This is a genomic window from Paenibacillus sp. YIM B09110, assembly GCF_037167145.1.
Taxonomy (GTDB): Bacteria; Bacillota; Bacilli; order Paenibacillales; family Paenibacillaceae; genus Pristimantibacillus.
Window position 1 is genome coordinate 209,047 of sequence record NZ_JBANSP010000002.1, and the last position, 20,336, is coordinate 229,382.

Sequence of the window (20,336 nt, forward strand, 5' to 3'; positions counted from 1 at the left end):
GTACCTCCTTGTGGCAAAAAAGGGATTTGGACAAATTATGGATTTATTGCTATCCTATGTGTGGAGATCAAATAGCCGGAAAGGAAGAAAGCTGTGTCCCTGAGAAGATGGATGCCCCTTGTAATCGGTGCTATCCTCATCATTGCTTTGCTAGACATTCCGTTATCCCCAGGCGTCGATCCGACAAGCACGGGCAAGCCGGACGGCAAGTCAGTCGATCAGCCCCCGGGCGGAGAACAGACCATTGATACTTCTATTGAACTAAATGTAAACGTTTCCGTGAACGCTGAGCAATTCATGACGCTTAGTCAATTGAATCGAACTTTCATGATGAAATATCCACATATTAAGGTTAAATTGTTGAATCAAGCAAATGAGAACGAGGCTTATTCAACGTGGTTGGAACATAGCAGACAAGGAACGCCGGCAGATGTGATGCTGCTTCCGAGCCCTTGGATTAGGCCGTTCGCGATGCAAGGGTATTTGAAGCCTGTCGACAGCCTGCTGACCGGCGACGCGCTCTCTGACCAAATGTCGGGCCTGCTGGAGCCTCTTAAGTGGAATGGCTACGTCTGGGGCGTGCCGAAGGACTATAATCCGTATCTCGTCTTCTGGAATTCTCAGTTGCTCGCGGAAGCTGGCTTATCCGTCCCGCCTGGCAATTGGCAAAGCTTCGAGGAAACAGCGCTTAAGCTGAACGAGCTGAAGCCGGAGGCGAAGCTTGTTAATCTCGTGCCGGGCAATCTGCAACAGTTGCTCGTCTGGCTGCACACTTTCGATTCGAAGGGCAGAGCTAATAGAGAGTTCTTGTTGAAGTCGGACGCGGCGGTCGTCGGGCAATTGAACTGGCTTCAGCTCGCGGAATCGCGAATTAGTAAGATTGGCGCGCAAGGTAGCAGTTATTTGATCGGTGATGCGGTTAATAAAAATGAGCTGCTTGCTGCGATCATCCCGTGGTCCGACTACCTGGAGTTAACCGAGTCCGTTCAGAGCCGCCTGAAGATCGACCGTGATGCGATCGTCAGTCCTTGGCTTAATGCGCGCAGCTTCGCAGTCTCTGCTCGCACAGAGGCGGAAGACGAGGCGCTGTTATGGATAGAGGAGATGACTGATTCATACGCGCAACAACAGTTCTATGAGGATTCGGGTGTATTGCCGTCCCGGTCATCGCTATTCGGTCAAAGCAACACATACCAATCGGAGCAAGCAATCGTACCGCCTTCTTGGTGGGTTGGGATTATGAATGATTTGACTAATGCGGAAAGCGCCGCAGCCATCGATACGAACTGGCCGGATCAATGGCTGGATTGGCAATCGCAATGGGATACTCATATCAACGGTTCGCCGCAGTTTTTCGCATTCGGCGACTATATCGCCAAGTATAAATAAAACAGCGGCTGTTCCGTCCATACGGAGAGCCGCTGTTTATTTTTTGATTTATGTAGGGGTCAGAGATTGATGCTCAGCTTGACGATGAGCTCGCCGTCCTTAATTTCGACGGATTTGGCTTTTAAGAACGAAATAATAAGTCCGGGGTAGAAGCCGAGATCGAATTCTTCTTCTAGAGATGACCGCGTCGTATCGGGTAACGCGAATCCGTTGAAGAGCAGTTCCTTAACATGAAAGATAATGCCGTTCTTAGGTTCGTCCTGAACGGTATAAGTGCCGGTAATGCTTAATTCCATGTTGTCGCGCTTGCCGGTAGCCGTCACCTTGTTATCTTCGAATGTGAAAGCGAATCGTTCGAACATTTCATTCTGTTCGCGCAGAAAGGCGTTTAGATCGTCCTGTGGCACGCGGAGCGTATAGTTGAAACCTTCGATTTCCAAATAAGACTTGTTGTCCTGTACCCAGGAAGGCAGCTTCTGCATGGCTTTCGACAGCTCGCGGAAATATTGCCTTACTTCCTTAAGGCCAGCCGTCTCCCAAAACGAGGTCAGCTCGCTAATCATCAGACGAAGCCGTTCGGCGTCAGACCTTCCCGCAAGCTGCTCGTCTAACTGCTCCTCAAGTGCGAGCACTCGGCTTCGCTGCGTCTGAAGCCGATCCTCCAGATCGCTGAGTGCGGCCTGCCGATCCTTAAGCTGCTCATACCCTGCCTTCACCTTCTCGTATTGCTCCGCATAGCTGTTCAAGGTATGCTTGTCATGTGTAAGCAGGATGTCTACATAATCGATAATTTGGAAGAGGTCAGGCAGCGAATTAGCCGACAGTAAAGCCGTAAATAGAAAATCCCGTTCTCCCATATAGTAGGCACGCAGAACACTTCCTGCCTGCTCGCGCTTGCTCTCAATCTTCTCCTGTTGAGCAGCCAATTGCTGCTCGGTGTCGGTCATCGTCGCCAGCAATGTCTGCTTCTCCTCTTGAATGCGGCCGATCTCTTTATCAATCTCGACAACGGATAAGCTTTTCTCAAGAACAGAGTGGACGTCGTCATTCAGCTCTAGCTGAGGCTCGGCCGAAACGGGGAGTCGGATTAACAGCAGCGCCGCGATTAGCGCGGCAACGCCTGTCAAGGCGATACGTCTTCGAATGGCGGGTTGTCTCACCGGCATCCTCCTTCCTCAGCATTCATTTTATGCGGCAATCAATTCTATTATATCTTACATCTGGAAAAGGATGAAACATACAATGAACGATAACGAACTGAAACGGCGAATTGAGCAGAACATATACGAATCTGCCTTCCAAGGCTGGATTACGGATGAAGGCGGTATAAGACGAACGATGCCTTGCATAAGCTTCCGCGAGTATATGAATAGCTGCCTTTATGACGATATATATGGCTACTATCGAAGCGGGGCTGTTCGAATCGGCAAAGATGGGGATTTCTATACAAGCTCAGCTGTTGGAAGCGTTATGGCAAGGTCACTGGCAGCCTATGCGGTGAACTACAGACGCGAGCTCGGAGAGCCAGCGTTTCAGATTGTGGAATGGGGAGCTGGGACCGGGCGGTTGTCAACTCAACTAGTGAACGCTTGCATATCCTTCGATGCGGAATGGGCTCATCAGGTGCGTCACATACTCGTGGATGATAATCCTGCGCACCGGGAAGCAGCAGCAGTTGCGGCAGAGCTGCAATTGGCGGAAGCTGGAGGCCGGCAAATAAGCATTCTCTCCTCTCGTCAGGCAGGGGCTATGGAATGGAGCGGGCTGAGTTTGGTCCTGGCTAACGAGCTGCTGGACGCGTTTCCCGTTCATCGCGTGCAGCTAGATGGAGGAGAGCTCGTTGAGCTAGGTGTTGCTTGTGACGAGGTGAAAGGCTTTCGTTATGTTCGAATGCCTCTTACGGACGAACGGATTGAGCATTCGCTCGCTCGGAGCGGCATAAAGCTTCGCGAGGGACAAATAACAGAGGTGAATTTGGACGCAGAGGCTTGGCTGGGGAAGCTGGGAAGACAACTTAAGCGAGGGAGACTTGTCGTGATCGATTATGGTCATGAGGCGCAGGAGTACGCATCAGAGCACCGCATGCAGGGAACGCTGCTCTGTTATCGGAAACATCAAGCCAGCGATAATCCGCTTCTTTTTCCTGGAGAGCAGGATATCACTTCGCATGTTAATTACACGCAAATACGGGATGCTGCCGAACGTCAAGGGTGGCGGACGGTCTATTATGCGACTCAAAAACAATTTCTGCTCGATAACGGAATTATGGAGGTTTTGCAGCAGCATGACGGACGCGATCCGTTCAGCGCCGAAGCTCGAATGAATAGAGCTGTGCGGCAATTGCTGCTTAGCGATCAGATGAGTGAAGCGTTCAAGGTGCTAGTGCTTGAAAAATAATAAAAGAACGACGCCTGTCCATATGGAAGGCGTCGTTCTTCGTTCTGTTCTCTTTTGTTGTTTTGTTGGTTAGAAAGGCAGATCCATCTTGAATACGGACCAATACGTGAAGCCTACAAAAGCAATGACCATATATCCCCAGAACATCACTATGTAAGTTTTCTCGGAGAAATTCAAGTACCCCAAAAAGACAAAAGCGACGGCTTGAGCAAAAAACAGTAACGCAAACTCCGTCATGTGGCCTGCGAAAGCCATTAGTCCGATTACCAAGGTCCAAAAACCAAGTACTCGATACATGCGCGCCATGATAACATCCCCCTTCCGCTAAGACCCGATTTTCTAGAATCATTATAACGTTTGCCCAAAGGAGTGTAAACCTTCAAGCGTGACGAAATCGCAAACTTTTTGTCCGAAGCCTTCGGTCTGTCTTTAGTTTGCATCAATATGGCGGCAAACATGTATGATTTTTTGAAAAAATGGTTATACAAATTAGTATCCAATAGATTCTATGAACTCTACCAAGGGCATAGAGATAAGTAAGCGCCTTTACGTTAGGAGGTTATGGTTGCATGACAGCAGTCAGACAAGATGCGTGGAGTCCGGACGATGATTTGATTCTCGCCGAGGTTACACTACGCCATATTCGAGAGGGTAGTACCCAGCTCGCAGCATTTGAAGAGGTAGGCGAGCGTATCGGGCGCACTTCCGCAGCATGCGGATTCCGCTGGAACAGCTGTGTTCGCAAGAAATACGAGGAAGCGATTCAAATTGCGAAACAGCAGCGCCAGAAGCGCAATTATTTGAAGAAACAAACGATAGTGGCAACGCCGCATGTATCATCGCTAGCGGTATATGAGACGGAGGAGCGCAGTCTAGGTCTTGGACGCGATGCCGTTTCTATGGAAGAAGGTTTGTCGGTAGACGCCGTTATTCGTTTTTTGCGCGGCTGGAAGACGACCTATCAGGATTTATCGCGTCAAATCAAGCTATTTGAGAAAGAACTGAAAGACAGGGACGAAGAGTTATATCGACTTCGGGACGAGAATGAGAGATTGTCTCGCGAGGTCAATAACGTCCAACATGATTACCGTGCGGTCAATGACGATTACAAGACATTGATTCAAATTATGGACCGTGCTAGGCGATTGACTGTATTGACGAATGACGAAGAAGCTAAACCGCGTTTCAAGATGGACGCAAACGGCAATTTGGAACGTATTGAATAAGTTTATAGGATGGAACTGGGAAAGAGGCTTGCCGAGCGAATAGCGGCAAGCCTCTTGCTCGTTGCTGGGACGTTTGTTACCATGTAACGGAAGCGATAGAGGAGAATATTGGAATTTCGGAAGGGGCATTAACGTGCATATACATGTCGTCGGAGCGGGCTCCATTGGACTATTAATAAGCGCGATGCTCGCGGCAGCTGGCGCCAAAGTGACGATATGGACAAGGTCGAGGGAGCAAGCAGATCGTATAGCAAAGCAGGGACTGCTGCTTCATCGGCTAGATGGAACAGAGCAGGTCGTAAATATAGAAAGCAATTGGATTGAGAATGCCGATGCAGACACTTCCACGGAAGTGCACGCTTCGAGATGGATCATTGTCACAGTGAAGCAAACGCATTTGAACGATGTGCTGCTTTCCCATATTGCCTCGCTTGCCGGGTTGACTCGCGAACGACAAGGTTTCACAGCCGTACTTGCGCTGCAGAACGGAATTGGGCATATGCAGAAGCTTTACGAGACGCTCCCTGAGGTGCCGCTCTATGCCGCAGTCATATCGGCAGGCGCCAGACGATTGGACTTGCGTGCCGTAAGCCATACGGGCGAAGGAGAGCTCTGGTTCGGGGCTGTAGATGAGAACAGGAGCAAATGGGATAATAGTCGCGTAAATGAGCAAAAAATGTTGCTGAATGCGCTTCAAACGGCAGGATTTACCGCTTTTCTGTCGAATGATTCCGAAGAGATGCTGGATCGGATCTATCATAAACTGCTGGTAAATGCCGTCATTAATCCGCTCACATCCATCTTCGACGTTAAGAATGGCGACTTGCCGCTCCAGCCGCAGCGAGAATTGCTCATGCGGGCACTTTATGAGGAAACGGAGCAGGTTCTCATGAAGGCGGGAATGAAGCCGGTACAAGAAGGCTGGCAACGTGTGCTTGATGTGTGCAGCCGGACTAGCGGGAATGTATCTTCCATGTTAAGCGATGTGAGAGCAGGGCGGGCGACGGAGATCGATGCCATTAACGGCGGCATTGTGGATCTTGCAAAGCGGCAAGGAGTAGATGCGCCGCTGAACCTAGCCGTCATTGCGATGATTGGAGCGATGCAGGCAAGGACGATTCCGAAAGGAGAGAGCTAGGATGGATACGATATGGAATAGTATTGTACATATATACGGTTATTTGGCGATACTCCCGGTCATTCCTTTCATCATCGTCTTTTTCGCGTATAAGATTTATGCGAAGGATACAAAGAAGGCGGTACGGCTCGCTATGGACGTAACGACGGTTTTTTTAATCGGCATCGTTGCTGTTTTGTTCGACAAGCAGTTCGGGAGCAGCTTCGGGCTTTACGGTATTCTTCTCGTCATGGTGCTTGGAGCGGGTTTGCTAGGAAATGCGCAATTCCGCAAGCGCGGAGTTGTTGATGCGAAAAAAATTTTTCGCACCATCTGGAGGCTTGGCTTCTTCTCTATGGCCCTGATGTATATCCTGCTCATGTTCATTGGATTGGGACAAGCTTTTTTCAAAATATAAATGCGTAAGTTGCCTCGCTGGCGCGCGAGGCGTTTTTGTTTTGACGGGCGGCTTATCCTTTGTGTACAATTGGAGCACGGACGACAAGCAACTAGGAGGGTAATGGCTGCGTTATGAATAACGAAACGTATACGCTGACGAGTGCTCAGCCTTTGACAGAAGCATTCATATATCGGACAGATGAACGTGTTCATGATTTGTACGGCTATCATCCTGGAGATGAGCAGGACTGGGCCTCAAGGCTCGATAAACTTGCTGCAAGCGCCAATGTAAGGGCGAATGCGACGGATGTTGCCGAAGTATTAACGGCTTATCAGGCGGGGTTGAAGCCGTCTTCAGAGACAGCTTCGAATATTGCCGCTATTGCGGAAGGGGCGCCGGTCGTCATAGGCGGCCAACAGGCTGGACTATGGACAGGGCCGCTTCTCGTTATACATAAAGCTGTATCTATCATAGGCGCCGCCAAGTCGGCGAGCGCGCAGCTGGGAAGAAAGGTTGTGCCCGTGTTCTGGATTGCCGGCGAAGATCATGATTGGGATGAAGCGAATCATGCTTATGTGCTGACTGCTGAGCAGGAGCTGCGCAAGCTGAGCTTGGCAAGGCCGGAAGGGGCTCGCACCTGTGTAAGCCGGACGACAGTCGCTGAAGAGGTATGGGAGCAGCTTCTGCAAGAGCTTGAGACAGCGCTGCCGTATTCCGAATTCAAAGGACCGATCGTTGAAGAGCTGCGCGAAATGGCGCAACATTCGGGATCGTTGTCCGATATGTTCGCTGCAATTCTAAGCCGCTTGTTCGGCAGAGAGGGACTTGTGCTGCTGGATGCCGACGACCCGGCGCTGCGGCGCGTTGAAGCTCCTCTTTTCAAGCGATTGATCGAGAGAAACGATGAGCTGGAGCAAGCGTATGCGGCGGCAGCCGATCAAGTGAAGGCGCTAGGTTATTCGCTGCAGGCCGATGTTGTAGCGGGCAGTGCGAACCTGTTCCTTTTCCAAACGGATAAGGGCGATGAGCGTACGCTTCTTCATAAGCATGGCGGCACTTTCCAAGATCGCAAGCAATCGATATCGCTGACGAAGGATGAACTGCTGCAACTTGCGGAGACCCGTCCAGAGCAACTCAGCAACAACGTATTGACGCGTCCGATTATGCAGGATTATCTGTTTCCGGTGCTTGCGGCAGTGCTTGGCCCAGGCGAAATCGCCTATTGGGCGTTGACCGGCGGTGCATTCCGTACTCTGGGCATGGAAATGCCGATTATCGTTCCGCGCATGTCGTTCACTTTAATTGAGGGAACGGTCGCGAAGCATATGCAGAAGTATGAGCTGAGCTTCGCCGATGTGATGGAGCAATTCGAGGATCGGAAGGCGGAGTGGCTGAAGCAGCAGGATGGTCTCTCGATCGAAGGGCAGTTCGATAGCGCGAAGCAGGCGTTCATCGAGCTGTATAAGCCGCTGCTTGATTTGGCGACTTCGGTAGCTCCATCGCTTGCGAAGCTGGGCGACACGAATATGCAGAAAATCGTAGAGCAGATTGAATATATGGGCTCGAAGACGGTGGATACGTTCAACAAACAGTTCGAAGCGTCCATTAGGCAATTGGATCGAATCGGCTTGTCCATTAAGCCGGCGGGTAAGCCGCAAGAACGTGTGCTTAACATGGTAATCTATTGGAATAGATATGGTCTTAATTGGTTGGATAAATTGCTTGAAGCGCCTTATAGCCGTTCAGGCGGACATGAAATCGTATATTTATAATATTGGAGGCTGACGAAACGAAATGAGCACTGTAGACAAAAGCATTATTACGGATATATCCTTAGCGCCGGAAGGCCATCTGAAAATCGATTGGGTCAGCGCACATATGCCGGTTCTTAACCGCATTCGCGAGCAGTTCGAGAAGGACCAGCCGTTCAAAGGGCTGAAAGTAACGATCGCGCTTCACCTTGAAGCGAAGACGGCTTACTTGGCCAAAGTCGTTCAAGCCGGCGGTGCGGAAGTTGCGATTACGGGCAGCAACCCGCTCTCGACACAGGATGATGTATGCGCAGCACTTGTTGAAGACGGAATTACTGTATTCGCTAAATACAATCCGTCTGCTGAGGAGTTCAAGGCGCTCAACATAAAGGCGCTCGAATCAAAGCCGGATCTCATTATTGACGACGGCGGCGACTTGGCAACGATTCTTCATTCCGAGCGTAAGGATCTCGCTGTTAATCTGCGCGGCGGCGCGGAAGAAACGACGACAGGCATCATTCGTTTGAAGGCTATGGAGAAGGACGGCTCGCTCGCATTCCCAATGGTGGCGGTTAATGACGCGTATTGCAAGCATTTGTTCGACAATCGTTACGGCACAGGCCAATCGGTGTTTGATGGCATCAATCGTACGACGAACCTCGTTGTTGCCGGCAAGACGGTTGTTGTTGTCGGCTACGGCTGGTGCGGCAAAGGCGTTGCAATGCGTGCGAAAGGACTTGGCGCGAACGTCGTTGTAACGGAAATCGACGCGATTAAGGCGGTCGAGGCTTACATGGACGGTTTCGCTGTTTTGCCAATGAGCGAAGCGGCTAAAGTCGGCGAAATATTCGTTACCGTAACAGGCAACCGTGATGTTATTCGCGGCGAGCATTACGAAGTAATGAAAAACGGCGCAATCTTGTCCAATGCCGGACATTTCGACGTAGAAGTGAACAAACCGGAGCTTGCGGCACTTTCGAGCAGCATTCGTACCGTACGCAAAAACATCGAAGAGTATAAGTTGAAGGACGGGCGCAGCATCTACCTGCTTGCCGAAGGACGACTCGTGAATCTTGCGGCTGGCGACGGCCATCCTGCAGAAATTATGGATATGACATTTGCGCTTCAAGCATTGTCGCTTCGTTACGTGAACGAGCAATACAAGGATCTTGGCAATCATGTGGAAAAGGTTCCTTACGTGCTGGATGAGCAAGTTGCGCGTTTGAAGCTGGAATCGCTAGGCTTCAGCATTGATACGCTGAGCGAACAGCAGAAGGCGTATTTGGATAGCTGGAAAGAAGAGTAGATGATAGGGCAAGACGGCCGTCGGGGCAATCCGGCGGCTTTTTTGCGTTTCGGGCGGTTAACATGTCAGTGTGGAAACCTTTTGCCGCCATTACACGTCAGTATGGAAAAATAAGCAAGGGGGAGTATCAATGGTACAGAGAATAAGAAAGGGTTTGCGCTGGCTCACACCTTTGGCGGTCATTATGCTAATGCTGCTCACGGCTTGCGCTTCTGCTGATATGAACAGCAGCAATCAGAAGTCTGCTGACATCGTTGCATCTGAAGAAGGGACCGCCTCCAGTGGGGATATGCTCTTAACAGATGAAGCAGCAAGAGCTCCTATGGAAGATGGGGGCGATTCCGACGGCGAAGCAGTACAGTCCGGAACCGGCTTTGTTGGCGGGGCGGCGGCTCAAGAAGACGGATACAGCCAAAAGATTATTTATTCGGCTGCGCTGACGATGGAGGTGGAAGAAATAGAGACAGCGAAAACTGCGCTCAAGAACGCCATTCATCAGAGCGGTTCGTACATCTTGCAGTTCCAGGACACGAAGCAAAGCGGAGAGGTTGGCTCGACTTATACGATTAAAGTGCCCGCGGACGGCTTCATGCCGTTCATCGATCGGATCGGCGAGATCAAGCATAGCCACTTCGAAACGAATGTGAACGGCAAGGATGTCTCGGAGCAGTATGTCGGTACGGAATCAAGACTGAAGGCGAAGCAATTGGTGGAGACTCGGCTGCTTGTCATGATGGAGCAAGCAACGAAGGCTGATGATTTGCTTAAGTTCTCGGATCAGCTGTCCGCCGTGCAGGAAGAGATCGAAGTATTGAAAGGCCGGCTTCGTTATTTGGATCATAATGTTGCATATTCGACTGTAGAGCTCCGTCTCTACCAAACGGATCAGAGCTTATACACAGCCAGCGGGGAGAAAAAGGGACTTGGCGCAAAAATGTCGGATGCGTTGACGGGCAGTGCCGAAACGGTGGTTGGCGGGTTGAAGCTGCTGCTTGTATTCGTCGCAGGAGCGCTCCCGGTACTTCTTCTGCTCGCCATTATTGCCGCTCCGATCCTATGGTTCATGAAGAAGAAACGGGGACGGGCGAGCGGCGGCAGCAACAATCCTCCGACAAGCGACGATCATTTGCCTCCGGCTTTGTAGACGATCAAGGGAGTAAGGGCGCGAATTTATCGGGATGTCGAAAATATTCCTTTCTTGACGAATATGGGATATAGGTACTAGTTCCTAAGTTAATTTCGTCCTATTCGTGACTCTATAACTAAAACTGAACATTTTCGCAAAAATCCTGCTCACAGAGCAGGATTTTTATTTTAGGTGGCGAACTAGTTTATCTTAGTGGGGAAAAGTGGGGGAAAGTGGAGAGTTTGTGGGGAGAGGTGGAGCGGACTTATGTTTATGGGGGAGTTTCAACATAGCATCGATGAAAAAGGCCGCATTATTATCCCAGCAAAGTTCCGCGATTCACTCGGTGCAACCTTTATCGCTACCCGCGGTCTCGATAACTGCTTGTTTGTCTACCCGATGAGCGAGTGGGCCGTACTGGAAGAGAAACTTAAATCATTGCCGCTAATGAAAGCGGATGCTCGTGCGTTCACCCGGTTTTTCTTCTCCGGGGCAACGGAATGCGAGCTGGATAAACAGGGAAGGGTAAACCTACCCAGTCATCTGCGCGATTACGCGAAGCTGGACAAGGAATGTATGGTATTAGGCGTGTCCGGCCGCGTGGAAATATGGAGCAAACAAACATGGGACGGCTACTATGAGCAATCAGAGCAAGCGTTCAACGAAATTGCGGAGAAGCTCGTTGATTTCGATTTCAACTTCTAGAGATGACAACAAGATGAGGAGGGCGGATACGTGTTTCAGCATATTACCGTGTTATTGGAAGAAGCAGTTGATGGCCTCGATATTAAGCCGGACGGCATTTATGTCGATTGTACGCTTGGAGGAGCGGGCCATAGTGAGTTAATTGCGTCACGGCTAGGTGACGGAGGCCGTTTGATCGCATTCGATCAAGATGATCTGGCGCTGGATAACGCTCGCGTAAGACTTGCGCCATATATGGATAAAGTAACGCTCGTCAGAAGCAACTTTCGGGAGCTTGAGCAGCAGTTGCTTGGCTGCGGAGTGCCAGTGAAAGACGGAATACCTCAGGTCGACGGCATCCTATTCGATCTTGGCGTCTCAAGTCCGCAGCTTGACGAGGCGGAGAGAGGTTTCAGCTACAATCACGATGCGCCGCTTGATATGCGGATGGATCGGGAGGAAGAGTTAACTGCACATGAGATTGTGAATACGTGGGAGGAGCGGGATATATCCCGTATACTCGATCGTTACGGCGAAGAGAAGTTTGCGCGCAATATTGCTAGATCGATCGTAAAGGCAAGGGACAAGGCGCCGATCGAGAAGACCGGAGAGTTAGCCGAGCTGATTAAGATGGCAATCCCGGCAGCGACCAGGAGGACCGGCGGTCATCCGGCGAAACGTTCTTTCCAAGCGCTGAGGATAGCGGTTAACGACGAGCTGGGCGCAGAGGAAGAAGCGCTTGAGCAGGCGGTCAGATGCTTAAGTCCGGGCGGCCGGGCATCCGTCATTACGTTCCATTCGCTGGAGGATCGGATCTGTAAGCAGATTTTTGCGAAATATGTTGAAAAATGCACATGTCCGCCAGATTTTCCTTTATGCGTATGCGGGAATGAAGGCGTTCTGAAATTAGTGAATCGCAAGCCGATTGTACCAAGCGATAGAGAGCTTGAGATGAATCCGCGGGCAAGGTCGGCGAAGCTTAGAGTCGCTCAAAAATTGTAAGCTAGAGGGGGATATGAGATGGCGTATGTGAATGGCAATTTGGCACTACAACCGAAGCGCAAGACGGAGCAGCAGCAACAGGCTGTCCGAGAAACGAAACGTGTAGTGGTTAAGAAAAAAACGATACCGATGCAAGAGAAACTGCTCTATTTGTTCACTGTCCTGATGTGCGTTGTTGTGGCCTTTGTCATTATTTCCAGATACGCGCAAATCTACGATATGAACCTTCAAATCAAGCAGCTTAACAATGAATACAAGACGATGAATATCGAGATGGAAGAACTGAAGAAGCAAGTCGAGATATTAAGCGCTCCAGAGCGCATTCGCAAGATGGCCGAGACGCAAGGCATGGTAAGCATAACCGACAGCGGTATTACGGTGAAGACCGGCGTGAACGAAAACGGCGTACAATCCGCTATGCGTGAATAGGGTGGTTGAACGATGAAAAAAAGAATTAAATTGCGTACGTTGGCATTTGGAGGGATAATGACCCTCCTTTTTCTCGTTTTAATAAGCAGAATCTATTTTGTACAAGTTGTAGAGGGAGCAAAATGGTATGAAAAGGCCAAGCAGCGCTGGTCGGCTCAGGAGACACTTGTTGCGAAGCGCGGGACGGTTACTGACCGTGACGGTAATGTGATCGCGATGGATGCGCGGGCATACACGGTTGCGGTTAATCCGCAGGCGATCAATGATGCCGAAATTACAGAAGAAGTGATAGCGGGTCTGCACAAAATATTGAATAAGCCGGAGTCCGAGCTGCGTAAGCTCGTGACGGCAAAACGTGAGGATGGTACATTTTACAGTCAGCGGGAGGTGCGGCAGGAGGGCTATAAGATCGATAAAGCGCTGGCGGATCAAGTCAAGGCGTTGCGCGACGAATTGAAAGAGCAGCTGGCAAAGGATAAGAAAAAAGGAGTGAATGATGTTGGCATTTATTTGATGGACGAGCTGAAACGTTATTATCCGAGTCAATTGCTAGCCTCGCAATTAATAGGTTTCGTCGATAGGGAAGGCAAGGCGAAATCTGGCGTAGAGGCTTATTTCAATGATCAGTTGGAAGGCGTAAACGGTGAGATCAAATTCCTGAAGGATGGCAAGCGTGTACAGCTGTCGGACGGGGAAGTGGAGTACCAAGCGCCGAAGGATGGTCAGAATATCGCGCTGACGATTGATAGCAACATTCAGAATTACGTGGAGGAAGCACTTCGCGAAATTGTTGCCAAATACAATCCAAAAAGCATTACGGCTATCGCTGCGGATCCAAATACGATGGAGATACTGGCGATGGCGAATATGCCGGAGTTCAATCCGAACTCGTACTGGGACAGCAATTATGCCAATTACAATAATCATGGCGTTGTATCGTTGTACGAGCCGGGCTCGACGTTCAAGATCATGACGCTTGCAGCTGCGGTGGAAGAAGGGGTCTTCAATCCAAACGAAACGTATAAGTCGGGCAGCGTAACGATCTACGGCGATACGATTCGCGATATCCAACGCGGCGGCTGGGGGACGATTTCTTATCTAGACGGCCTTAAGCATTCCAGTAACGTTGCCTTCGTCAATCTAGGTTATCAGAAGCTGGGTGCAGAGAAGCTGCGCGACTATTTGACTAAGTTCGGCTTCGCTCAGAAAACGGGTATCCAGCTTAGCGGCGAACGAACGGGCGTAATAAATATGCAGTACCCGATTGAGGTAGCAACTGCAGCGATCGGGCAAGGGGTTGCGGTAACGCCGATCCAACAGGTGGCTGCCGTAGCGGCTGTTGCTAATGGCGGCAAGCTGATGCAGCCGCAAATCATTAAGAGCATAACCGATCCGACGACGAATAAAACGACCGTATTTGAACCAAAGGTCGTTCGCCAAGTCATCTCGAAGGAGACGTCGCGCAAAGTCGGCGAATATTTGGAGCAGGTCGTATCCGACCAAGTGATTGGTACGGGCAGAAGAGCGTTTATCGAAGGCTACAGAATCGCAGGGAAGACAGGTACGGCGGAGAAGTCGGATGGAAAAGGTTATTCCGAGGATAAATTTGTCGTTTCCTTTGTCGGCTATGCACCGGTAGAGAACCCGAAGATCGTCTTGTATATTGTGGTCGACGAGCCCGATGACAGCACGGTCGGCGGCGGTTTGGTAGCAGCGCCGGCATTCCGCGAAATTATGCTGAAGAGCTTGCGTCATATGGGCATCATGCCGGATACAAGCTTAATTAAGGAAGAGGCTAAGAAGGAAGCAGCGATCGTCGTGCCTCCGGTGACGGATCTATTGCTTGCGCAAGCGAAAGCGACATTGTCACCGAAAAACCTTACGTTCGAGATTATTGGCAATGGTAAATCCGTTCTGCAGCAAATTCCAGCAGCCGGAAGTGTCGTTAACCCGAGTCAGCGCGTCTACTTGCTGACGGAACAGCGAGACAAGCTTAAAGTTCCGGATATGACAGGACTCTCCTTGCGCGATGCGCTAGAAATTACGACGTTGCTAGGCATTCAGCTTATCCCTGAGGGGCAAGGCTACGTCGTTTCGCAGAAGGAGGAGACGAAGAACGGCAAGCGGTCGCTTAAGATTGTATTGGCGCCTCAGACAGGGGCGGACGCGATCGAGGGAGATGAAGGAGCACCAGAATCGAATGCAGGCGACGCTCAATCAAAAAGTGACGATCCGCCTTCGGGCGAGCAGAGCAGTTCGAATTCAACGAACGACGGCGGAGCTGCGGGCGAGGGTGCATCCGATAGCAACGATAGCGCAAGCGACAAAGGAAGCAGTAATAGCGGTAATAGCAACAACAGCAGTAACGAAAGCGGCGGCGAACAGCCGAAGTCGATTACCTCGGAGTAGCTTGCAAGCTTGCTGCATGCGGCTTTGCAGCAGGAAGCTTGTTCTATAACCCCCTTGTCCCGAATAGGTTGGGAATGAGCGTTAGCGTACGCTCGTCTTAATCAGCGGGGCTTAAGGGGGAACATGTAATGAAGGTATCAAATGTAACGGTGAGAAGACGCTTATTTATTGTGCTCCTATTTGCCGGAGTATTGTTCGTTGCATTATGTGTCCGTCTTGGCTATGTTCAGCTGTGGATGGGCGAGAAGCTGGCCAGTAAAGCCGAAGACTCGTGGCGGCGCAATATTCCTTATGCGTCCAAGCGCGGAGAGATATGGGACCGAAACGGCGTTCAGCTTGCGTATAATATAAGCTCGCCCACCGTTTTTGCCATTCCAGCTCAAATTAAGGACAGGCAAGCAGCCGCAACGGCGCTTGCGCCGCTTCTGGATATGTCCGAAGAAACGTTGTATAACAAAATGAAACCGGGAACGATGATCGTAAGCTTGAAGCCGGGCGGCCGCAAGATGACGCTGGACAAGGCACGGCAAATTCGCGATCTGAGTATTCCCGGCATCGTCGTAGCCGAAGACAACAAACGATATTATCCTTTCGGAAGCTTGGCGGCGCATGTGCTTGGCTTCACCGGTATCGACAACCAAGGGCTTACAGGCGTTGAGTCTAAATTCAACGAGGAGCTGAGCGGCATCGCGGGCAATGTATCTTTTCTTGCAGATGCGGCCGGTCGGCAAATGCCTAATTCCTCAGATACGTACATACCGCCTAAAGACGGCTTGACGCTTCAATTGACGATTGACAAGGCAATTCAATCGGTGATGGAGCGGGAGCTCGATCAAGCGATGACAGGACTGCAAGCCGACAGCGTCATTGCAATTGCAATGGACCCGAAAAACGGTGAAATTCTAGGCATGGCAAGCCGGCCGACCTATGAACCGGCGAATTACAAGCAAGTTGCATCCGAAGTGTATAACCGGAATTTGCCGATCTGGATGACGTACGAGCCAGGCTCGACTTTTAAGATCATTACACTTGCGGCGGCACTGGAAGAGAAGAAGGTTAATCTGACGAATGAGCGCTTCTTCGATCCTGGCGCGATCGAGATCGGCGGCGCTAGACTTCGCTGCTGGAAGAAGGGCGGCCATGGCAGTCAGACATTCCTTGAGGTTGTAGAAAATTCTTGCAACCCGGGCTTCGTCACGCTAGGCAATCGTCTTGGCAAGGAGAAGCTGTTCGAGTATATTAAAAACTTCGGCTTCGGGCAAAAGACAGGGATTGATATTGGTGGCGAAGAGAATGGCATTTTGTTCAAGCTGAACCAGGTTGGGCCTGTCGAGCTTGCGACGACCGCATTCGGTCAAGGCGTATCCGTCACACCGATTCAACAAATCGCAGCCGTGTCGGCGGCAATTAATGGCGGTACACTGTATAAGCCGCATGTGGCAAAGTCATGGATCAATCCGAGCACGGGAGAGACCGTCCAGACGATTGAACCCGAGGCGGTGCGCCAGGTCATATCGGAAGATACCTCAAGACAGGTAAGGGAAGCGCTGGAGAGTGTCGTAGCCAAGGGTACGGGCCGCAACGCCTTCATCGACGGTTATCGCGTCGGCGGCAAGACAGGAACGGCGCAGAAAGTCATTAACGGACGTTATTCGCCGAATGAGCATATTGTATCGTTTATCGGCTTCGCTCCGGCTGACGATCCGCAAATCGTTATTTATGTTGCGGTCGACAATCCTCAAGGGATTCAGTTCGGCGGGCTTGTAGCGGCTCCGATCGTGAAAAACATGATGGAGGACGCGCTTACGATTCTAGAAGTTCCTCGGAGAGATAAGCAGATCGACAAAACGTATAAGCTTGGAGAGACACCTATTATCGCTGTTCCGAATCTTGTAGGCAAGACGGTATCGGACATCTACGAGGATATGAACATGAATTTCAACCTGACGTCGGCCGGATCTGGCAGAACGGTCATTCGCCAAGCGCCTGCAGCAGGAACGAGAGTAGAGCGCGGATCGACGATTCGAATCTATTTGGGCGACGAGGATGATATAAACCATTCGCATTGATTATACTATACGGATCGTTAACGAGTAATTATCGAGTGTTCGCTCTATTCTGCCGATCAATTAACGATTGGGCGCGCGCCTGCATATATTGAATCCTGTCGAGTTACATCGAGGGAGGAGACTTTTGCGGATGCGTATTATCGAACTAGCTGAGCTGCTCATTACCGCAAGGCTTATAGGAGACGGAGAAATAGCGCCAACCGGCATTGCTTCCGATTCGCGCAAGGTGGAGAACGGTCAATTGTTCATTTGCTTATCCGGTAGCAAGACGGACGGACATCTGCATGCGCCAGAGGCAGTACGCCGCGGTGCTTGCGCAATCGTGGCAGAGAGAGAACTGGATATCGATATACCTCAACTGATCGTGAAGGATAGCAGACATGCGGCAGCCGTCATCGCTGATCATTATTACGGTTATCCAAGCCGAGCAATGAAGCTGATCGGCGTCACAGGTACGAATGGCAAGACGACGACAACGTATTTGATTGAACAAATATTGCAGGACCAGCAGCAACCGACCGGCGTAATCGGTACGATTGAGTGGAGATATGGCAGCCGCGCCTTCGAGGTGTCAGGCACGACACCCCATTCGATAGAGCTGCATCGTTATCTCGCAGAGATGAGAGATGCAGGCACTGCTTATTGTGCGATGGAAGTATCCTCGCACGCGCTAGCCCAGGGCAGGGTGAAGGGCTGCCGTTTTCGCACAGCGGTATTCACGAACCTGACGCAGGACCACCTCGATTACCATCAAACGATGGAGAGTTACGCGGCGGCCAAAGGGTTGTTCTTCTCCAGGCTGGGCAATACATTCACAGCTGATGGATCTGAACGAACGTACGCGGTGCTTAATGCCGATGATGAAGCTTCTGCGTATTTCTCGAAGCTGACTTCGGCGGATGTTGTAACCTACGGTATTGATCATGAAGCGGATGTGCGTGCTTCGAATGTTCGCATTACCGCAAGCGGGACAACGTTTCATGTCTCGACGTTCCGGGGCGAGATCGACATTTCGCTCCAGATGGCGGGCCGCTTCAACGTATATAACGCGCTAGCGGCCATATCGGCTGCTCTTATCGAGGGTATTGAGCTGTCGCGCATTAAAGCTAGTCTTGAAGCTATTCCAGGCGTGCCCGGACGGATCGAATCCGTTCATGCGGGTCAGGACTTCGCCGTCATCGTGGATTACGCCCATACGCCCGATGGACTTGAGAATGTGCTGCTTGCTATTCGCCAATTCGCGGAGAAGCGAGTACTGTGCGTGTTCGGGTGCGGAGGAGATAGAGATCGCAAGAAGCGGCCAATCATGGGGGCGATTGCGGCGGCTTACTCGGATTATGTGCTAGTTACTTCAGATAATCCTCGCACAGAGGAGCGTTTTATGATATTAAAGGATATAGAGGTTGGCTTGCGAGAGGCCGTGATTAGCTCGAATAAGTATGAACTTATTGCTGATCGCAAAGCCGCTATTGAAAAAGCGGTTGAAATGGCAAGCCCAGGCGATGTAGTATTGATTGCGGGGAAAGGTCATGAACACTATCAAGAGATTGAAGGCGTCAAGCATCCATTCGATGATCGCAGTGTAGCGAGAGACGCGATAAGGAGATTATTACATTGATTAGAAGAACGATTGAGCAGATAGCGCAGATGGCTGGAGCAAGATATGCCGGAAGCAGCAAGGATATGATCATACACGGCGTGACGAAGGACTCGCGCCTTCCTTCGGCTGGCAAGCTGTACGTGCCGATTATTGGTGAGAAGTTCGACGGTCACGACTTTGCCGCGCAAGCGGTGGAGAACGGGGCGGTCGCTTCGCTGTGGAAAAAAGGACATGAAGTGCCGGAAGCACTGGCTGATGTACCATTGCTTATTGTGGGCGATACGCTTGTCGCGCTTCAGCGTCTTGCGGCCGCTTATCGCAGCGAACTTCCCGTGCGCGTCGTTGGTATTACCGGCAGCAACGGCAAGACAACAACGAAGGATATGACAGCTGCAATCTTAGGCACGACCTACCATGTCCATAAGACGGAAGGCAACTTGAACAATGAGATCGGCCTTCCCATGACGGTTCTCGAGTTCGAAGAAGAGATCGAAGCTGCGGTGCTGGAGATGGGAATGAGCGGCTTCGGTGAAATCGATCTGCTCACGAAGATCGCTCAGCCTGATGCAGCGATCATTACGAATGTCGGCGACGCACATATGCAACAGCTTGGTTCAAGGGAGGGCATTGCCAAGGCCAAGCTGGAAATTACGGCTGGACTCGGCGATACGAGCGTCTTGTTCTTCAATGGCGATGAGCCCTTGCTCAAGGAAGAGCTTAGCAGCATGACGCTGCCGGATGGGCTGCGATGCCGTACGTTCGGTCTTGGCAGCGGGAACGAGTGGTCGGCGACCGATATCGTGCTGGAACCGGAAGCTTCTACGTTCACTGTTCTATATAATGGCGAGCCAAGCGAGCTGCAGCATATTCGCGTACCAGTTCCGGGTGTGCATAACGTCAGTAACGCGCTAGCCGCAATTGCGGTTGGCAGGTTATTCGGGGTTCCGACTGCAAGCATTGCAGAAGGCTTAAGCGCAATTAAGCTGACAGGGATGCGTATTCAGCCGGTACGAGCGTTCAACGGCGCTATTATGCTGAATGATGCGTACAATGCGAATCCAACCGCTGCTCGCGCAGCAATCGATTTAATTGCGGAGCTGGACGGCTTCCGCCGTAAATGGATCGTGCTTGGCGATATGCTGGAGTTAGGTCCTGATGAGAATCAGTTCCATTATGATCTAGGCGCATATGTAACGCCTGACAAGGCGGATGCGGTACTTACGTTCGGAACGTTGTCGGAGCATACGTCAGCCGGAGCAAGAACTCATTTTGCGAAAAGCGGCGCTGATGCGTCAATCATTCATTTTGAAGATAAGGATAAGCTTGCAGGTTGGCTGGCGGAGCAGCTTGCGCCGGATGACATCGTGCTCGTCAAAGGCTCTCGCGGCATGAAGATGGAACAGATTGTCCAAGCTTTAGAAACGAGGTGAG

The 20,336-nt window shown here is 50.9% G+C and carries 17 protein-coding genes; 15 read left to right on the forward strand and 2 right to left on the reverse strand.

Annotated elements, in window-relative coordinates; genetic code table 11:
• Window positions 1-93: 93 nt before the first annotated feature.
• Window positions 94-1,389, forward strand: a complete 1,296-nt coding sequence (locus V8F51_RS03195) for an ABC transporter substrate-binding protein (RefSeq protein WP_337098602.1) — start codon at window positions 94-96, stop codon at window positions 1,387-1,389.
• Window positions 1,390-1,448: 59 nt separating this feature from the next.
• On the opposite strand, the gene V8F51_RS03200 is transcribed toward V8F51_RS03195, so the two are convergent.
• Window positions 1,449-2,549, reverse strand: a complete 1,101-nt coding sequence (locus tag V8F51_RS03200; protein ID WP_337098603.1) for a coiled-coil domain-containing protein — start codon at window positions 2,547-2,549, stop codon at window positions 1,449-1,451.
• An 82-nt stretch (window positions 2,550-2,631) separates the two neighbouring features.
• Between V8F51_RS03200 and V8F51_RS03205 the strand changes: the two genes are divergently transcribed.
• Window positions 2,632-3,786, forward strand: coding sequence for a class I SAM-dependent methyltransferase (locus V8F51_RS03205; RefSeq protein ID WP_337098604.1), 1,155 nt, complete (start codon window positions 2,632-2,634; stop codon window positions 3,784-3,786).
• A gap of 69 nt (window positions 3,787-3,855) precedes the next feature.
• Here V8F51_RS03205 and V8F51_RS03210 read toward each other — a convergent pair whose 3' ends face one another.
• On the reverse strand, window positions 3,856-4,092 hold the full coding sequence (locus tag V8F51_RS03210) for a DUF2626 domain-containing protein (protein ID WP_337098605.1): 237 nt from the start codon (window positions 4,090-4,092) through the stop codon (window positions 3,856-3,858).
• A gap of 263 nt (window positions 4,093-4,355) precedes the next feature.
• On the opposite strand from V8F51_RS03210, the gene V8F51_RS03215 reads away from it, so the two are divergent.
• The 13 genes from V8F51_RS03215 to V8F51_RS03275 all read left to right on the forward strand — a co-directional run bounded on the left by V8F51_RS03215 (window position 4,356) and on the right by V8F51_RS03275 (window position 20,335).
• Window positions 4,356-5,012 (forward strand): RsfA family transcriptional regulator, encoded by a 657-nt coding sequence (locus V8F51_RS03215; protein WP_337098606.1) that lies wholly within the window; start codon window positions 4,356-4,358, stop codon window positions 5,010-5,012.
• Between the two features lie 133 nt (window positions 5,013-5,145).
• A complete protein-coding gene (locus V8F51_RS03220; RefSeq protein WP_337098607.1) occupies window positions 5,146-6,150 on the forward strand; it encodes a ketopantoate reductase family protein in 1,005 nt (334 codons plus the stop codon).
• 1 nt (window position 6,151) lies between these two features.
• Window positions 6,152-6,547 (forward strand): DUF3397 domain-containing protein, encoded by a 396-nt coding sequence (locus V8F51_RS03225; RefSeq protein WP_337098608.1) that lies wholly within the window; start codon window positions 6,152-6,154, stop codon window positions 6,545-6,547.
• A 113-nt stretch (window positions 6,548-6,660) separates the two neighbouring features.
• Window positions 6,661-8,301: a bacillithiol biosynthesis cysteine-adding enzyme BshC gene (bshC, locus tag V8F51_RS03230; protein WP_337098609.1), complete on the forward strand. Its 1,641-nt coding sequence runs from the start codon at window positions 6,661-6,663 to the stop codon at window positions 8,299-8,301.
• 22 nt (window positions 8,302-8,323) lie between these two features.
• Window positions 8,324-9,586: an adenosylhomocysteinase gene (locus V8F51_RS03235; RefSeq protein ID WP_337098610.1), complete on the forward strand. Its 1,263-nt coding sequence runs from the start codon at window positions 8,324-8,326 to the stop codon at window positions 9,584-9,586.
• Window positions 9,587-9,716: 130 nt separating this feature from the next.
• Window positions 9,717-10,730 (forward strand): DUF4349 domain-containing protein, encoded by a 1,014-nt coding sequence (locus V8F51_RS03240; protein WP_337098611.1) that lies wholly within the window; start codon window positions 9,717-9,719, stop codon window positions 10,728-10,730.
• Between the two features lie 249 nt (window positions 10,731-10,979).
• Complete coding sequence (mraZ, locus tag V8F51_RS03245) at window positions 10,980-11,417, forward strand: division/cell wall cluster transcriptional repressor MraZ (protein WP_337098612.1); 438 nt, start codon at window positions 10,980-10,982, stop codon at window positions 11,415-11,417.
• Between the two features lie 30 nt (window positions 11,418-11,447).
• On the forward strand, window positions 11,448-12,398 hold the full coding sequence (gene rsmH / locus V8F51_RS03250; RefSeq protein ID WP_337098613.1) for a 16S rRNA (cytosine(1402)-N(4))-methyltransferase RsmH: 951 nt from the start codon (window positions 11,448-11,450) through the stop codon (window positions 12,396-12,398).
• A gap of 18 nt (window positions 12,399-12,416) precedes the next feature.
• The gene (gene ftsL, locus V8F51_RS03255) at window positions 12,417-12,827 is read left to right on the forward strand and encodes a cell division protein FtsL (protein ID WP_337098614.1); all 411 of its coding nucleotides are present in this window, start codon (window positions 12,417-12,419) and stop codon (window positions 12,825-12,827) included.
• A 12-nt stretch (window positions 12,828-12,839) separates the two neighbouring features.
• The gene (locus V8F51_RS03260; protein ID WP_337098615.1) at window positions 12,840-15,236 is read left to right on the forward strand and encodes a penicillin-binding protein; all 2,397 of its coding nucleotides are present in this window, start codon (window positions 12,840-12,842) and stop codon (window positions 15,234-15,236) included.
• A 128-nt stretch (window positions 15,237-15,364) separates the two neighbouring features.
• Complete coding sequence (locus V8F51_RS03265; protein ID WP_337098616.1) at window positions 15,365-17,305, forward strand: stage V sporulation protein D; 1,941 nt, start codon at window positions 15,365-15,367, stop codon at window positions 17,303-17,305.
• A 130-nt stretch (window positions 17,306-17,435) separates the two neighbouring features.
• Window positions 17,436-18,923 (forward strand): UDP-N-acetylmuramoyl-L-alanyl-D-glutamate--2,6-diaminopimelate ligase, encoded by a 1,488-nt coding sequence (locus V8F51_RS03270; RefSeq protein WP_337098617.1) that lies wholly within the window; start codon window positions 17,436-17,438, stop codon window positions 18,921-18,923.
• Window positions 18,920-20,335, forward strand: a complete 1,416-nt coding sequence (locus V8F51_RS03275) for a UDP-N-acetylmuramoyl-tripeptide--D-alanyl-D-alanine ligase (RefSeq protein WP_337098618.1) — start codon at window positions 18,920-18,922, stop codon at window positions 20,333-20,335. The genes V8F51_RS03270 and V8F51_RS03275 overlap by 4 nt, the downstream gene beginning before the upstream one ends.
• Window position 20,336: the final 1 nt, after the last annotated feature.

Coding starts and splice junctions, on each gene's coding strand:
- V8F51_RS03210 (WP_337098605.1), bottom strand. CDS start 4,092: ATGGCGCGCATGTATCGAGTACTTGGTTTTTGGACCTTGGTAATCGGA.
- ftsL (WP_337098614.1), top strand. CDS start 12,417: ATGGCGTATGTGAATGGCAATTTGGCACTACAACCGAAGCGCAAGACG.
- V8F51_RS03270 (WP_337098617.1), top strand. CDS start 17,436: ATGCGTATTATCGAACTAGCTGAGCTGCTCATTACCGCAAGGCTTATA.
- V8F51_RS03265 (WP_337098616.1), top strand. CDS start 15,365: ATGAAGGTATCAAATGTAACGGTGAGAAGACGCTTATTTATTGTGCTC.
- V8F51_RS03240 (WP_337098611.1), top strand. CDS start 9,717: ATGGTACAGAGAATAAGAAAGGGTTTGCGCTGGCTCACACCTTTGGCG.
- V8F51_RS03225 (WP_337098608.1), top strand. CDS start 6,152: ATGGATACGATATGGAATAGTATTGTACATATATACGGTTATTTGGCG.
- V8F51_RS03235 (WP_337098610.1), top strand. CDS start 8,324: ATGAGCACTGTAGACAAAAGCATTATTACGGATATATCCTTAGCGCCG.
- bshC (WP_337098609.1), top strand. CDS start 6,661: ATGAATAACGAAACGTATACGCTGACGAGTGCTCAGCCTTTGACAGAA.
- V8F51_RS03260 (WP_337098615.1), top strand. CDS start 12,840: ATGAAAAAAAGAATTAAATTGCGTACGTTGGCATTTGGAGGGATAATG.
- V8F51_RS03205 (WP_337098604.1), top strand. CDS start 2,632: ATGAACGATAACGAACTGAAACGGCGAATTGAGCAGAACATATACGAA.
- mraZ (WP_337098612.1), top strand. CDS start 10,980: ATGTTTATGGGGGAGTTTCAACATAGCATCGATGAAAAAGGCCGCATT.
- V8F51_RS03215 (WP_337098606.1), top strand. CDS start 4,356: ATGACAGCAGTCAGACAAGATGCGTGGAGTCCGGACGATGATTTGATT.